Source organism: Mycobacterium venezuelense (assembly GCF_054919535.1).
Genome location: NZ_JBONDW010000014.1, coordinates 162,174 through 175,682, shown reverse-complemented (window position 1 = coordinate 175,682; position 13,509 = coordinate 162,174). Strand labels below are relative to the sequence as shown.

The following is a 13,509-nucleotide window of genomic DNA, read 5'->3' as shown; positions in this document are numbered from 1 at the left end:
TGACGAAATCCTTTGGGCTCCAACCTATATTAGGGGTGGGATTCGGGTTGTGGGTGGCAGGTGAAGGTGAGCCGGAATTTGCCGATCTGGATCTCATCACCGCTCGATAGGGGTAGGGACTGGATTGGGACGCGGTTGACGTAGGTACCGTTGAGGCTGCCGACGTCGATGACCCAGTATTCGTCGTCGAGCCAGCGGAATTCGGCGTGACGGCGGCTGACGGTGACGTCATCGAGAAACACCGGGGCGTCGGGGTGACGGCCAGCAATGGTGACGGGCTGGGTGAGCACAAAACGGCCACCCATCTGGGGCCCCCGGGTCACCACCAGCACACCGGAGCCCAGGATCGCCCCTGCCCCCACCCCCGTCGACGACGTCTGCGAGGCGGGGTGGGTCGGCACGGGCGCCGGTGCCCGGTAGGCAGCGGTGGTCGGCGTGTCATCGAGCACGTCCGGGTGATCGCAGTGGCGCGACTCAGGCATCTGTGGGTCCGTTCCGTTCATCGTTGACATCGTGAGCTGCATCTAGTCGTGGGGTTCGCCGACCCCACGGCGCGTCTGTCGTCGTGGTGGGCCGGGTGTGGCTGCGGGCGTGGGCGATCGCCTCATCCAGAGAGTCGATGAGATGGTTCTCGTGGCGCAGCGATTCGATGATGCCGACATTGGTCAGCAGGTCTCGGTGCTCGGGTTGCACTCCTTTGATGATCACGGTGATGCCACGCTTTTCGAGGTCTTGCGCGATCTGGGCCAAGGTGTGCGCGCCGGTGGCGTCGAGCATCCCAAGCTGGGACAGCCGGATGATCACCACGGTGGTGTCGGGATGGTGGGCGTCGATGATGGAGGCCGAGATGCGTTCGGCCGCACCGAAAAACATCGCGCCATCCAGGCGCAGCACCGCGATCTGCTCATCACCGGGCAACGCCGGTCCGGGTAGGTCTTCCCGCACGACGCTGCTGCGGCGGGCCAGAGTGCGCAACGCGAACAGCGCGGTGGCGGCGATACCGATTTCGACGGCCTGGATCAGGTCGAAACCCACCGTGACCGCGGCGGTCAGTAGGAAGGTCGCCGCACCGGAGCGGCTGGAGCGCAGGATCCGCATCACGGTGTGTCGCGAGATCATCCGGAACGAGGTGACCATCAGCACTGCCGACAGGGCCGCCAGCGGGATCGCCCCGACCGGGCCGCTGACCAGATAGACCACCGCGAGCAGCAGCGAGTGCACGATCGCCGCGACCCGGGTGCGGGCCCCGGATCGCACATTGACCGCGGTGCGCGCGATCGCCCCTGTCGCGGGCATCCCGCCGAACACTCCGGAGGCGACCGAGGCCAGTCCCTGGCCGACCAGTTCGCGGTTGGGGTCATAGGGCCCGGTCGCCGACATAGTGGCCGCCACCCGCGCTGAGAGCAGCGATTCGATCGCGGCCAGCGCGGCGATCGCCAACGCGGCACCGAACAGCGTGTGCAGCACCGTCAGATCGGCGTGTGGCCACACCGGGGCCGGCAGCGACGAGGGCAGCTCACCGATACTGCTCGCGCGCAAACCCACGGCGGCCACCAGGATGGTGGCCGCGATGACGGCCAGCAAGGATGCCGGCACGGCGGGATGCAGCCGCGGCAGGACCAGCATCAGTGCCACCACCACAACCGCCACGATCAGTGCCGGCCATGCCGCGGCCCAGGTGGATTGGGACACGACGGTGGCCGCAGCAAACAGGGGGGATTTCCCTTGCGGGACCGGCTGCCCCAGGGCGGAGGGGACCTGTTGCAGGAAAATGATGATCGCGATGCCGAGGGTGAATCCTTCGATCACCGGCCACGGGATGAAGGTGACCGCGCGCCCCAGGCCGGTGACCCCGGCGATCACCACGATCATTCCGGCCAGCACCGTGACCAGCGCGACGCTGCCCAGCCCGTAATGGGTGACGATCGGCGCCAGCACCACCGCCATCGCCCCGGTGGGCCCGGATACCTGCACATGCGAACCGCCGAACACCGCGGCCACCACCCCGGCCACCACGGCGGTGACCAACCCCGCGGCCGCACCAACTCCGGAGCTGATCCCGAACGCCAGGGCCAGCGGCAAGGCCACCACCCCGACGGTGAGACCGGCGAGCACGTCGCGACGCCACGACCGGGCCAAGCCCGCGTAGTCGGCGCGGCCAGGCAGCAGCCGAGCGATGCTGTCGCGAGCCACACCGATCATTGCGTCGTGCCGATCGGCGGCAGCGAACCGAGAGCGTCGAGCTGATCACGCTGAGCGGCAAGGGTATCGGCGAGAAACGCCCGCGCGATGAGCAGCAGTTCGGCGATCTTGGGGTGGGCAAGCGTGTAGTACACCGCGTTGCCGACGCGGTGCCCGCTGACCACGTGATGGCGCTTGAGGACCGCGAGGTGCTGGGACAGCAGGGTCGGTTCGATGTCGCTGGAAGCAAGGATCGCGCTGACCGGGGTGGGTGCCTCGTTCATCGACAGGATCTCCAGCACCCGGATCCGCGCCGGGTGGGCCAGCGCTTTGAACAGGTTGGCCTTGATCTCGTACAACGGCCGTTCGGGACCATCCAGAACACTGCCGGCCACCACAGCACCCCTTACCCATAATTGACGGATTGAGAATATTCGCAATCCATCATAGAGGGCGCTATTGTTCGGCCATGTCTCGCGGTGACGCTCAACGCACGAAACCGGGCCCGCTGCAGTACATCGGGTACTGCTACGGCAAGCGGCTGCCCGACTCGATGCGCGACTGGTTGGCCAACGACCTGGCGGGCCCCGGAGCCACCATCCGGATGATGGTGCGCGTCGCGATCCCGGCCCTCCTCGTCCTGGCACCGATCTGGTTCATCCCGATGTCGCTGTACCTGCACGCCAGCATGACAGTGCCCATCTTCATCCCGTTCGTGTACTTCTCCCACGCACTGAACAAGGTGTGGCGTCGCCACATGCTTGTCAAACACGGCCTGAACCCGGCCCTCATCGACGAGCTGTCACGCAAGAAGAACGCGCACATCCACCAGGCGTACGCCGAGCGCTACGGCCCCCGCACCGGGCCCCCCAGCAGCGGCCAGATCTGACCCGGAATCTCAGCGCCTGAAAGAAACGGGGCGGGTTCGTATCTGTCGGTAGCCCGTGGATAGCGGCATCAATCATCGGTGGGAAGGCGGGGACGGTGGGCCCGATTCGGGTTGTGGTAGCTCATGATTCACCAACGCGGGCCGTGTGGGCCGAGGCCCTACGCGGTAGCGGGATGGCGCTGGCGGGTGAGACTTCTGATGGACTCGCCGCGTTGGAGCTGATCCGGGCGCATCGTCCCCAGGTCGCCCTGCTCGGTGATTGGATGCCTGGCATGGACGGTACCGCGATCGCGGCCGCGGTACGCAGTGAAGGCCTGCCCACCCGAGTGTTGATGTTGACCGACTATCCGCCCCACACCGCCGCAGAGGACGGGTCGGCCGAATGGCTATCGACCCAGGCGTCCCGCGCCGACATCGTCGAGGCGATACTGCTGTGCGCGGAGGGGTCCGGCGCGTGGACCCGCCACCGCCAAACATGACACACAACCCAAGCCGCGACGCCGCAGCGTGTGCCCGCGCGGTGTGCCTTGACTTGAACCTTCTGGAGGCAGTCCATGCGCACGGTGTTTCACCAACAGCTCGATGATCTCAATGCCCGGATCGCGCAGCTGTGCGACCGCACCGGTCAGGCGATGGCCAGCGCCACCCAGGCACTACTGGGACCCGACGTGCACAGCGCCGAAGCCGTGATCGCCGGCTATCACGACATCACCAGCGAGTGCGCCCAGCTGGAAACCGACGCCTTCACCATCCTGGCCCGCCAGGCCCCGGTCGCCGGAGACCTGCGCGCGGTGGTCAGTTCCCTCAATGACGTCGCCGATATCGGGCGGATGGCAGCACTGGCCACCCACGTCGCCCGCATCAGCCGCCGCCACCACCCTGATGTTGCCGTCCCCAATGAGGTCGCCGGCTACTTCACCGAGATGGGTCGCCTCGCCGTATGCCTCAGTGAGGACACGAAAAACGTTGTGCTCTCCCGCGATCGGGACAAGGCCGCACAACTTAGCACCGACGATGAAGCGATGGACGACCTGCACCGGCACCTGTTCACCAAAGTGCTCGACTTCCACTGGGCGCACGGCACCACTGCCGCTGTCGACGTCACCCTGCTCAGCCGCTACTACGAACGCTTCGCCGACCACGCCGTCGACATCGCCAACCGCGTCATCTACCAAACCACCGGAACACGCCGACGTTAAAGTCCTTGGCACCCCTGCGGAAAGTTGTTCGCACGCGGCCAGCGGTCGAATCGGTTGGCTGTGCAGATCGGGCGAAGTGTGTTGCGGTGCTGCCAGGAACTCGTCCAGACTGCCTAGTGGCGCGGGGAGATGGCGGCTCCGTCGAAGAACATTCGGAGCATTCGCTGAGCCTGCGTCCGTCCGTCGGACTCAGCGATTAAGGCCAGGGCGTGGGCGAGACTCGTCAAGTCGGCCACGTCGACCCCAGGCTTGACCGCCTCCGCTGATCGGGCTCTGTCCAGAAGCTTGCTGACTGTTCGCCTGATCAGTTCGTTTGATGCCTCGATGAGGGCCGAATCTTCATGGGTTCCTGTCATCAAGGCGGCGGCTAGTCCCTTGTTGGCGGCGATGTGGTCGACGAACAAGTCCAACCAGGCAATCAACGCCTCACGGGCTGGCTTGCCCGCCATCTGCTCGGCATGGTCGCGTAGCGCTTCGACCTCGCTCGCGCAGACAGCGACGATCAATTCGCGCCGAGTCGGGAAGTTCCGGTACAGCGTGGCATTCCCGACGCCGGCACGGCGAGCGATCTCGTCGAGCGGCGCGTCGGTGCCGTGCGCGGAGAACGTCTCTGCGGCAGCAACGAGCAGCGCCTCGTAGTTGCGCCGCGCGTCAGCCCGCTTGGGTGGCTTCAATATGCCGCTGAGTGGCTGGCCCATCAGGCTTGCAATCTGGGGAGTTCCCCACTTATGATGCCGATCATTCATCGATTATGTGGGGAGTTCCCCGGAACTGCAGAATGGACGCGCTATGGAAGAACCTTCGATTGTCGTCCGCGCGATGTCGGACGCCGTGCTGCGTGGCGACATGGACGCGGCGCTCGAGCTCATCAGCGAAGACGCTGTCGACCACGCGGCATTGCCAGGAGCTCCGGGGGGCCACCAGGGCTGGATGGCCAAATGGCGGCACATGGCCGCCAGGACAGAAGGGGTGACGATGACCGTCGAGCAGTGCATTAGCCAGGGCGACGTCGTGGCTACTCGTTATCGGATAACCCATGCTGGCACGGGAGAGTCGCTGGGTTTCGCGCTCGACATGATCCGTGTCCAGGACGGCAAGGTGGCCGAGCATTGGGCGCTGCCGCTTCCTGACTGAGAGCCCTATGTCAAGCTGTCTCCATTCCGAGGATGTTTAACCGGCCGTGTGACTGAGGCTGGGTCCGGCGGCAGATACACCGGCCGCAACTCCCGCACCCGCTCACTGAGTGTTCGGATCGAATACGACCAGTCGATCCGCTAGGCGATCACCGTTGCCGGCATCCGCGGATAGGCCGCCAACAGTTCACGAATCCTGGGCTCGACCTCGTCAAGCACCGACCCCACCGGCGCACGCTCATACTTCGGCGGCCCCTCAGAGGCCAGCGGCGCCTTCACCGTGTTCCGAGAAATCCCAACGCCCGCGCGACCGCCGAGATCGGCAATCGCTCCGACCGGCGCAACCGCCGGATCTCTGCGCAGTCCTCCACGCTCAACACTGGCTTCCTCCCTTGGTCGATAACCAAGGGTCTCCAGGAAGCTGGTCAATTTTCAGTTGCCGCGCACTGGTCAGTTTTCAGTTGCCGTCGATAACCGACGCCGCAGCGGCTTTCGCCGGTCGGGCGGCTGCCGTTTCCTCCAGTCGATGTAGCTGTTTCCGACGCCCGGAAGCCAAGCGGTTCACCCACGTCGGTGACAATCCTGCGCACAGGAACCCTTTAACGATAAAGCAAACACCTACGGCTACGGCGGCGGTACTGGATTCCAATCATCGAGTACAGCTATACAGATAAGCCTGACCTTCACGACGCGAACGACCGCATCAACGACCGTCGGCGACAGTCGAGTACACCTAGCAGGCTCCTACAGATAACACCGCGGCCCCCAGCTGGCTGTAGAGCGCGGGACGATCGAGGCCGCCGAGCGCGCCGAGCGCCTCCAACCGCGCGGGCACCTCGGCTGGGTTGTTGGCGTGCACTGTGCCTGCCCCGCCGTCGTGGCCCGTGTTGAGCGCGGCCAGCAGGTCGACGACTTCCGCGCCGCGCACCTCACCCACGACGATGCGGTCGGGCCGCATTCGCAGTGCCTGCCGAACCAGATCGCGCACGGTGATCTCGCCGATGCCTTCGACGTTGGCGCCGCGTGCGACCAGTCTCACGACATGCGGATGCGTCGGCGCGAGCTCGGCCGCATCTTCCACGCACACGATGCGCTCGTGCTCGGCGACGGCGCCGAGCAGTGCTGACAGCAGTGTCGTCTTACCACAGCCCGTGCCACCCGAGATCAGGAACGCGAGCCGGGCCGCGATGATCGCCCGCAACAGCTCGGCGGCCGGCGGCGCGATTGCTCCGGACCGCGTCAGGCTGTCGAGGTTCTGGGTGGCCGGGCGTAACACCCGCAGCGATACGCACGTACCGCCCGCGGCGACCGGCGGTAGCACCGCATGCAAGCGCACCGTGAACGCCCCGATACCGCTGAGTTGCCCATCCACCCAGGGCTGCGCCTCATCGAGGCGACGACCGGCGAGCAAGGCCAACCGCTGCGCCAGCCGTCGCACCGCGGCTTCGTCGGCGAACCGAATGTCGGTGCGGCGCAGTCCGTCCCCGTCGTCGACCCAGACCGCATCGGGTGCGGTGACCAGGACGTCGGTGGTGGTGTCGGCGCACAGCAGTGGCTCGAGGATGCCTGCGCCGGTGAGCTCGGTCTGCAGGACACGCAGGTTGCTCAGCACCTCGGTGTCACCGAGCAGCCCACCGGATTCGGCCCGGATGGCCGCGGCCACCACGCCCGGATTCAACGGTGAGTTTTCGGCCACCAGGCGCTCACGCACGCGGTCGATCAGCGACGCGCTCATGCCGCCTCCAGCACGGGATGCTGGGCGAGCACACTGAGCACTCGACGCGCGGCGATAGCGAGTGGCGATCGCCTGCGCAGCCGCAAGCCACCCCGCTCGAGCGCGTCGTGCAAACCAGGTTCTGGCCGCATCGCCGCGAGCAGTGGCAGATCGACCATGCGGGCGACCTCAGCCGCGCGCAGACCGCCGGGGGCCGGACCCCGCACGACCACGCCCGCATTGGGATTGCACGCCACGACCCACGGCCGGACGGCTGCGGCCGCCGCACACGACCGCACGTCAGCAGGTGTCACGACCACGACCAGATCGGCGGCGTCCAAGGCGGATTCGGCTGCCGCCGTGCAACGCCGCGGCACGTCGCAGACCACCGTCACGCCGCCGCGGCAGCCCGCGTCGACCACCGCCGCGAGCGGCCCGGCCTCGATGTCGACACCGGTGCGCCCGCTCGACAGGACGCTGACCCGCCCGCGGCGCGGCAGCGCGTCACGTAAGGCGGGATAGCCCAGCCGGCCTCCTTGCAGCGCCAGATCGGGCCAGCGCAAACCCGGCTCGTCCTCACTGCCGAGAACGAGGTCGATGCCGCCGCTCCAGGGATCGCCGTCGACGAGGAGTGCCGCCGGAGATGACTGCGCCAACGCGACCGCGAACACCGAGGTGCCCGCGCCGCCCCTGGCCCCAACGACGGCGACCGCCGGACCACGGCCGTCGTCGTCGCGATGGGCCGCATCGGACAGCGCCGCGACGAGCTCGGAGTCGCCGCCTGGCAACGTCACGACTCGTTGCGCGCCGACCGTTATCGCGGCCTGCCAGTCCGCAGGCCGTGGGTCCTCGTGGCCGATCAGCACGACCCGCTCGCGACGCGGCAACGCCGGCTCGGCGCACCGTAGCGCGGCCGCGGCGTCGAGAAGGACGCCCGCTGCCGCGAGCCACACCTTGCGGCTCGATGGGTCGTCGACGTGCACGAGCCCGACGCCCGCTGCGGCGGCCACCCGGTCGGCGTCGGCACGCAGCAGCGGATCGCCGATCAGGGCGAGCACGGCAGGGGTCGAACTGTGAGACGGGGCCATGTCCATACCCTGCGGCCGCATGGCCCGACGGCACCATGACCAGATCGCGGATTGTGGATGAAGGACAGCCTGGGGATAACTGCTGACAGGTGTGAAAACGTCGTTCCGCAACCGCCACGGCAATCCTGGCGGTGTTTGCGGAAGTGATTGTCCCCGGAAAAGAAGACGACCCCCGCCAGGGGGGGAGGAGGCGGAGGTCGTCGCGTATCAGCCCCGGGGGGTCGGGCTGATACACCCTCGGCATAAGCCGAGTAATGCTCACTATACACACGGAACTGCCAAAACATGCAAGGGATCGATCTGCGGGTTACCCCGAGTCGATCCGCGGCCCGCGTTCAACGGAATGTGTCGTGAACTGCCATTTTGTACTGTCGGTCGGTTATCGCCCTCCGCGTGCCTCTATGCTGGCGCTTGTGACCGCATCCGATCGGGCTGCCGGGGAGTCGATCGCAGTGCAATCCGGGCAGGACGTCGGCCGACCGGTACGCACAGCGGCCTTCTTCGATCTTGATAAGACCGTGATCGCCAAGTCGAGCACGCTCGCTTTCAGCAAACCTTTCTTCGACCAGGGACTGTTGAACCGCAGGGCGGTGCTCAAATCGACTTATGCACAGTTCTTGTTCCTGATGTCGGGCGCCGACCACGACCAGATGGACCGCATGCGCAGCTACATCACCAACATGTGCACGGGCTGGGATGTGGAGCAGGTCAAATCGATCGTCGGCGAGACTCTGCACGACATCGTGGACCCGCTGGTGTTCGCCGAGGCCGCCGAGCTCATCGCCGATCACAAGCTGTGCGGACGCGACGTCGTGGTGGTGTCGGCGTCCGGCGAGGAGATCGTCGCGCCGATCGCCCGGGCCCTCGGCGCGACGCACGCGATGGCCACCCGGATGGTCGTCGAGGATGGCCGCTACACGGGCGACATCGCGTTTTACTGTTACGGCGATGGCAAGGTCGAAGCGATCCGTGCGCTGGCCGCGCGCGAAGGGTATGCGCTCGACCATTGCTACGCGTATTCGGATTCGATCACCGACATTCCGATGCTCGAAGCCGTCGGCCACCCCACCGCGGTCAATCCCGACCGCGCACTCCGCAAGGAGGCCGCCGGGCGCGGTTGGCCCGTACTGACTTTCACCAAACCGGTGTCGCTGAGGGACCGGATTCCGGCTCCGTCCGGGGCTGCCGTCGCGACCACCGCAGCGGTCGGGATCAGCGCGCTGGCCGCGGGCGCGCTGACGTATTCGTTGCTGCGGCGGTTCACGTTCTGAGCTACCGCCGGTAGTAGCTGGAGCCTCGACGTAACGATCTGAAATCCGGGTGGCGCCGGCCCTTGATGTGACTGTGGTCACGTAGTACAAAGGAACCACGGAAGCTTGGCGAGGCCAAGGTCTAGCCGGAAGAGAAGGCTAAATCTCCTGAACCAGGCTCCCTAGCACGGGTCCCGGCACCCACGCGGAGCACATGCCGCGGAATAGGCAAAAGTGTTGCGGGCCTGCGTGATTGCGAGAATGCGGACGGCTACGACGGCTCCTTGGGTGGAGTTGCAGCCGAAGCGCATCGCAAGGACGCCGAGGCCACCCACGCAACCCACATTGCACGCTTGGTAACCGGGAATCCGTGCTAGCGGGCGGCGAGCCGAACATCGTTCGGAGCGTCGCCCGCTTTGCGTTGCTGGGATGGTTCTAGAACTGCGGCCCGTCGCGGTGACCCATGGCCGACGAGATACGGGCGGCGGCGCGTCGCACCACGGGAACCAGACCGCGCATGCGCGCAGCCGGCATGTAGGGCCGAGTCGCCGAAACACTGATCGCGCCGACGATGGCTTTCGACGCGTCGCGCACCGGTGCGGCGACACAGCGGATACCTGGCTCGTTGTCTTCGAGGTCCATCGCGGCGCCCATCTTCGCGTACGTGTGCATGCGGGTGCAGAACTCGGCGGCGTCGGCACGCTTGGCACTGACGGGTGCCGGTACCCGGTCGGCGTCGCCGGCATAGAGCGCTTCCCAACGATCCGGCGAGTCGAGCAGCAGCGCCATGCCGACGCCGGTGCGCGTCAGCGGCATGCGATGGCCGATCCGGGAGCGCATTTCCGCACCGCGGCTTCCCGGCAGCTTGTCGAGATAGAGCACCGAGTCGCCGTCGATCACACCGAGATGGACCGTGTCGTGCACTTGTTCAGACAGTTCCTCAAGCACGGGACGTGCGACGACCGGCAACGGATTACCGTGCAGCGCCTTGAATCCGAGCTCGATCAATGCCGGACCCAGCGTGTATCCGCCGTCCCCGTGGCGCAGAAATTCCTCCCGCACCAACAGCTGCACCAGACGGTGCGTCGTGCTCCGGCCGAGCCCGGTGCGCTCGACCAGCGTGCGCAGATCACGCGCACCATCAGCGACGATGCGAATCACCGACAGCCCGCGGGCCAGCGTCTGCGTGCCGGGCGGGATGTCCGTTGGTGCGTTCATGACGCCTAGAGTCCCACATATAGGGACACTGTTGGAAATTTTGGGACCGCTTCCGCATCCTGCTCCTTGTGATGCACAACACGTCTTCCCGGCTCATCGCCCTGGACTGGGGCACGTCGGCGTTGCGGGCGTGGCTGTTGGCTGACGACGCGCGCATCGTCGACGCACGTCAGCGCGACAGCGGGCTGCTCAACGTGACTGCCGGTGCCGACGCCCGCATCCGAGCCCGCGACTACGCGACGGCGTTCGCCGACATCTGCGGAGACTGGCTGCATGCCCATCCGGGCCTGCCTGCGATCGCGTGCGGCATGGTGGGGAGCGCGCAGGGCTGGCGCGAGGCCGGTTATCTGACGGTGCCGACGGCTCTCGCGATCGACGCCCACCGGTTGACATCAGTGCGCCACGATCGCGGGACCTTGCATCTGATTCCCGGCCTGCGTGTCGAGCACGACGCGGCCGCTAGCGCCGCTGACGTCATGCGCGGCGAGGAAACGCAGCTCATCGGCATCATGCGGATGCTCGGCGAACCGGAAGGCGAACTGCTCGTCGTGCTGCCCGGCACCCATACGAAATGGGTGAGGATCGTCGATGGCCGGGTCATCGCGTTCAGCACGGCCATGACCGGCGAGTTGTACGGGTTGCTCATGCAACACGGGATCCTCGCTCGCACCGCGGCCGCCGCGACTGCCGACGACGACGCGTCCTTCGCCCGCGGGCTGGTCGCCGACCGGTCGCGCGGCTTGTCCAGCGCACTGTTCGGCGCCCGTGCGCTCGTTCTCGATGGCCAGCTCGAAGCCGCCGCGCTGGCCGACTACGTGTCGGGCCTGCTCATCGCCGACGAAGTGGCGCACCTACTGCCCGAAAATGCCGGCGATCAACGAATCATCTTGTGCGGCAATCCCGATCTGTGCCGACGCTACGAGTCCGCGCTCGCGCGCCACGGCGTGCGCCCCGCGGCATCGGTCGCCGATGAGGCGGCAGTGCTCGGCCTGTGGACCGTCGCGCTCAACGCTGGGCTGCTCAGCCCGGCCGACCCCAATGCCCAGCGCATCGAGGAGGTTTCATGAACGACAAGCCAACCGGCCTGGTGGCGATTCTGCGCGGCATCACCCCTGACGAGGTACTTGCCGTCGGCAGCGCCCTGGTCGAGGCCGGCTTCACCGCGATCGAGGTGCCGCTGAACTCGCCGCAACCTTTTGACTCCATCGAGCGTCTGGCGGCCGCGGCGCCCACCTCATGCGCGGTCGGCGCGGGGACGGTGCTCACCGTCGACGATGTCGTCCGGGCACACGACGCGGGAGCGCGAATCATCGTCGCGCCCAACACCGAACCGGACGTGATCTCGGCTGCGGCAACCCGGGGTCTGCGACCGTATCCCGGAGTTGCCACCCCCACCGAGGCGTTCCGGGCCGTTGCCGCCGGAGCCCGCAGCCTCAAGCTGTTCCCGTCCGACGCGGTCGGCATCACCGGCATGAAAGCCTGGCGCGCGGTGCTTCGGGCCGACGTCGAAATGTTGCCCGTCGGCGGCGTCGACGAACACAACCTCGCCGACTGGGCACGCGCCGGCGCCGGCGGCGCGGGCCTCGGCTCGAACCTGTACCGCCCCGGAGACGACGCGACCGAAGTCGGCCGACGCGCGCAGACCCTGCAGAACATCTGGTCAGAAGCAGAGAGGAACCCGCGATGAAGATCAAATCGGTGACGACCTACACCGTGCCGCCGCGGTGGTTGTTCCTGCGGATCGAGACCGACGACGGGTTGGTCGGCTGGGGCGAGCCGGTCCTGGAAGGCCGTGCCGCGACCGTCGCTGCCGCCGTCGAGGAACTCTCCGACTATCTGATCGGCCAGGACCCGGCACAGATCGAGGACATCTGGACGGTGCTCTACCGGGGCGGTTTCTACCGCGGCGGCGGCATCCACATGAGCGCCCTCGCGGGCATCGATCAGGCCCTGTGGGACATCAAGGGCAAGGCCTTCGGTGTGCCGACCTACGAGCTGCTCGGCGGCCGCGTGCGGGACCGGATCAAGGTCTACTCCTGGATCGGCGGCGACCGGCCGTCCGAAACCGCCAGGGCAGCAAAGGAAGTCGTCGACCTCGGCTTCAGCGCGGTCAAGATGAACGGCACCGAGGAGATGCAGTACGTCGACTCCTGGGACAAGGTGGACCGGGCCGTGGCGAGCGTCGCCGCCGTCCGCGACGCGGTTGGGCCGAACATCGGCATCGGCGTGGACTTCCACGGCCGTGTGCACAAACCCATGGCCAAGGTGCTTTTGCGCGAACTGGAGCCGTACCGGCTGATGTTCGTCGAGGAACCCGTGCTGAGCGAACACGTCGACGGCTTCCTCGACGTGTTGCGCCAGTCCCCCATCCCGATCGCGCTCGGCGAGCGGCTGTTCTCCCGCTGGGACTGCAAAACGATCCTGGCGTCGGGCGCGGTCGACATCATCCAGCCCGACCCGTCGCACTGCGGCGGCATCACCGAGGCCCGCAAGATCGCGCACATGGCCGAGGCCTACGACGTCGCACTCGCGCTGCACTGCCCGCTCGGCCCGGTCGCGCTGGCGGCGTGCCTGCAGATCGACGCGGGTTGCTACAACGCCACCATCCAGGAGCAGAGCCTGGGCATCCACTACAACACGACCAACGACCTGCTCGACTACCTCGTCGACCCGGCCGTGTTCACCTACTCCGACGGTCAGGTACGGATCCCGTCCGGTCCGGGCCTCGGCATCGAGATCAACGAAGAGTACGTGGCCGAACGGGCGGCCGAGGGACATCGATGGCGCAATCCCGTCTGGCGTCACACCGACGGATCCGTAGCGGAGTGGTGAGGCAC

14 protein-coding genes and 2 pseudogenes are annotated in these 13,509 nt (G+C 66.9%); 8 read left to right on the top strand and 8 right to left on the bottom strand.

Features of this window, described 5'->3' with window-relative positions:
* Nucleotides 1–29: 29 nt before the first annotated feature.
* Genes ACRCUN_RS22740 through ACRCUN_RS22730 form a run of 3 tightly spaced genes read right to left on the bottom strand, consistent with a single transcriptional unit; the run spans nt 30 to nt 2,576 of the window.
* Nucleotides 30–482 carry an FHA domain-containing protein gene (locus ACRCUN_RS22740; RefSeq protein WP_462143876.1) on the bottom strand — a complete coding sequence of 151 codons (453 nt, stop codon included), beginning with the start codon at nt 480–482 and terminating at the stop codon, nt 30–32.
* Complete coding sequence (locus ACRCUN_RS22735) at nt 475–2,202, bottom strand: SulP family inorganic anion transporter (RefSeq protein WP_462143875.1); 1,728 nt, start codon at nt 2,200–2,202, stop codon at nt 475–477. Before ACRCUN_RS22735 ends, ACRCUN_RS22740 begins: the two co-directional genes overlap by 8 nt.
* Complete coding sequence (locus ACRCUN_RS22730) at nt 2,199–2,576, bottom strand: ArsR/SmtB family transcription factor (protein ID WP_462143874.1); 378 nt, start codon at nt 2,574–2,576, stop codon at nt 2,199–2,201. The genes ACRCUN_RS22735 and ACRCUN_RS22730 overlap by 4 nt, the downstream gene beginning before the upstream one ends.
* Nucleotides 2,577–2,650: 74 nt before the next feature.
* On the opposite strand from ACRCUN_RS22730, the gene ACRCUN_RS22725 reads away from it, so the two are divergent.
* The 3 genes from ACRCUN_RS22725 (at nt 2,651) to phoU (ending at nt 4,269) form a co-directional block, all read left to right on the top strand.
* On the top strand, nt 2,651–3,070 hold the full coding sequence (locus tag ACRCUN_RS22725) for a DUF5313 domain-containing protein (protein WP_462143873.1): 420 nt from the start codon (nt 2,651–2,653) through the stop codon (nt 3,068–3,070).
* A 143-nt stretch (nt 3,071–3,213) separates the two neighbouring features.
* Nucleotides 3,214–3,549 (top strand): response regulator, encoded by a 336-nt coding sequence (locus ACRCUN_RS22720; RefSeq protein WP_462143872.1) that lies wholly within the window; start codon nt 3,214–3,216, stop codon nt 3,547–3,549.
* Nucleotides 3,550–3,624: 75 nt separating this feature from the next.
* Nucleotides 3,625–4,269, top strand: coding sequence for a phosphate signaling complex protein PhoU (gene phoU / locus ACRCUN_RS22715; RefSeq protein WP_462143871.1), 645 nt, complete (start codon nt 3,625–3,627; stop codon nt 4,267–4,269).
* Between the two features lie 113 nt (nt 4,270–4,382).
* Here the strand turns inward: phoU and ACRCUN_RS22710 are convergent, their stop codons facing one another.
* Nucleotides 4,383–4,967 carry a TetR/AcrR family transcriptional regulator gene (locus tag ACRCUN_RS22710; protein ID WP_462143870.1) on the bottom strand — a complete coding sequence of 195 codons (585 nt, stop codon included), beginning with the start codon at nt 4,965–4,967 and terminating at the stop codon, nt 4,383–4,385.
* Nucleotides 4,968–5,058: 91 nt separating this feature from the next.
* On the opposite strand from ACRCUN_RS22710, the gene ACRCUN_RS22705 reads away from it, so the two are divergent.
* The gene (locus ACRCUN_RS22705; RefSeq protein WP_462143869.1) at nt 5,059–5,403 is read left to right on the top strand and encodes an ester cyclase; all 345 of its coding nucleotides are present in this window, start codon (nt 5,059–5,061) and stop codon (nt 5,401–5,403) included.
* Between the two features lie 47 nt (nt 5,404–5,450).
* Here the strand turns inward: ACRCUN_RS22705 and ACRCUN_RS22700 are convergent.
* The 3 genes and pseudogenes from ACRCUN_RS22700 to ssd form a co-directional block, all read right to left on the bottom strand.
* Nucleotides 5,451–5,782 (bottom strand): annotated as a pseudogene (locus tag ACRCUN_RS22700) (IS21 family transposase); the annotation flags it as partial.
* A 374-nt stretch (nt 5,783–6,156) separates the two neighbouring features.
* Nucleotides 6,157–7,137: pseudogene (locus ACRCUN_RS22695) on the bottom strand (TadA family conjugal transfer-associated ATPase); the annotation flags it as partial.
* Nucleotides 7,134–8,204: a septum site-determining protein Ssd gene (gene ssd, locus ACRCUN_RS22690; protein ID WP_462143868.1), complete on the bottom strand. Its 1,071-nt coding sequence runs from the start codon at nt 8,202–8,204 to the stop codon at nt 7,134–7,136. The pseudogene ACRCUN_RS22695 and the gene ssd, both read right to left, overlap by 4 nt.
* A 413-nt stretch (nt 8,205–8,617) precedes the next feature.
* Between ssd and ACRCUN_RS22685 the strand changes: the two genes are divergently transcribed.
* On the top strand, nt 8,618–9,475 hold the full coding sequence (locus ACRCUN_RS22685; RefSeq protein WP_462143867.1) for an HAD-IB family hydrolase: 858 nt from the start codon (nt 8,618–8,620) through the stop codon (nt 9,473–9,475).
* 414 nt (nt 9,476–9,889) lie between these two features.
* Here the strand turns inward: ACRCUN_RS22685 and ACRCUN_RS22680 are convergent, their stop codons facing one another.
* Entirely contained in the window at nt 9,890–10,672 is a 783-nt protein-coding gene (locus ACRCUN_RS22680; protein WP_462143866.1) for an IclR family transcriptional regulator, read from the bottom strand.
* A 71-nt stretch (nt 10,673–10,743) separates the two neighbouring features.
* Here ACRCUN_RS22680 and ACRCUN_RS22675 point away from each other — a divergent pair, with 71 nt between their 5' ends.
* Genes ACRCUN_RS22675 through dgoD form a run of 3 tightly spaced genes read left to right on the top strand, consistent with a single transcriptional unit; the run spans nt 10,744 to nt 13,504 of the window.
* Nucleotides 10,744–11,739, top strand: a complete 996-nt coding sequence (locus tag ACRCUN_RS22675; protein WP_462143865.1) for a 2-dehydro-3-deoxygalactonokinase — start codon at nt 10,744–10,746, stop codon at nt 11,737–11,739.
* Complete coding sequence (locus ACRCUN_RS22670) at nt 11,736–12,359, top strand: 2-dehydro-3-deoxy-6-phosphogalactonate aldolase (protein WP_462143864.1); 624 nt, start codon at nt 11,736–11,738, stop codon at nt 12,357–12,359. Before ACRCUN_RS22675 ends, ACRCUN_RS22670 begins: the two co-directional genes overlap by 4 nt.
* Nucleotides 12,356–13,504: a galactonate dehydratase gene (gene dgoD / locus ACRCUN_RS22665; RefSeq protein ID WP_462143863.1), complete on the top strand. Its 1,149-nt coding sequence runs from the start codon at nt 12,356–12,358 to the stop codon at nt 13,502–13,504. Before ACRCUN_RS22670 ends, dgoD begins: the two co-directional genes overlap by 4 nt.
* The last annotated feature ends 5 nt before the right edge of the window (nt 13,505–13,509 follow it).

Bases quoted from the DNA above. Each gene is read 5' to 3' on its own strand.
- ACRCUN_RS22740 (WP_462143876.1), bottom strand. From the start codon at position 482: ATGCCTGAGTCGCGCCACTGCGATCACCCGGACGTGCTCGATGACACG.
- ACRCUN_RS22735 (WP_462143875.1), bottom strand. From the start codon at position 2,202: ATGATCGGTGTGGCTCGCGACAGCATCGCTCGGCTGCTGCCTGGCCGC.
- ACRCUN_RS22725 (WP_462143873.1), top strand. From the start codon at position 2,651: ATGTCTCGCGGTGACGCTCAACGCACGAAACCGGGCCCGCTGCAGTAC.
- phoU (WP_462143871.1), top strand. From the start codon at position 3,625: ATGCGCACGGTGTTTCACCAACAGCTCGATGATCTCAATGCCCGGATC.
- ACRCUN_RS22710 (WP_462143870.1), bottom strand. From the start codon at position 4,967: ATGGGCCAGCCACTCAGCGGCATATTGAAGCCACCCAAGCGGGCTGAC.
- ACRCUN_RS22705 (WP_462143869.1), top strand. From the start codon at position 5,059: ATGGAAGAACCTTCGATTGTCGTCCGCGCGATGTCGGACGCCGTGCTG.
- ssd (WP_462143868.1), bottom strand. From the start codon at position 8,204: ATGGCCCCGTCTCACAGTTCGACCCCTGCCGTGCTCGCCCTGATCGGC.
- ACRCUN_RS22680 (WP_462143866.1), bottom strand. From the start codon at position 10,672: ATGAACGCACCAACGGACATCCCGCCCGGCACGCAGACGCTGGCCCGC.
- ACRCUN_RS22675 (WP_462143865.1), top strand. From the start codon at position 10,744: ATGCACAACACGTCTTCCCGGCTCATCGCCCTGGACTGGGGCACGTCG.
- ACRCUN_RS22670 (WP_462143864.1), top strand. From the start codon at position 11,736: ATGAACGACAAGCCAACCGGCCTGGTGGCGATTCTGCGCGGCATCACC.
- dgoD (WP_462143863.1), top strand. From the start codon at position 12,356: ATGAAGATCAAATCGGTGACGACCTACACCGTGCCGCCGCGGTGGTTG.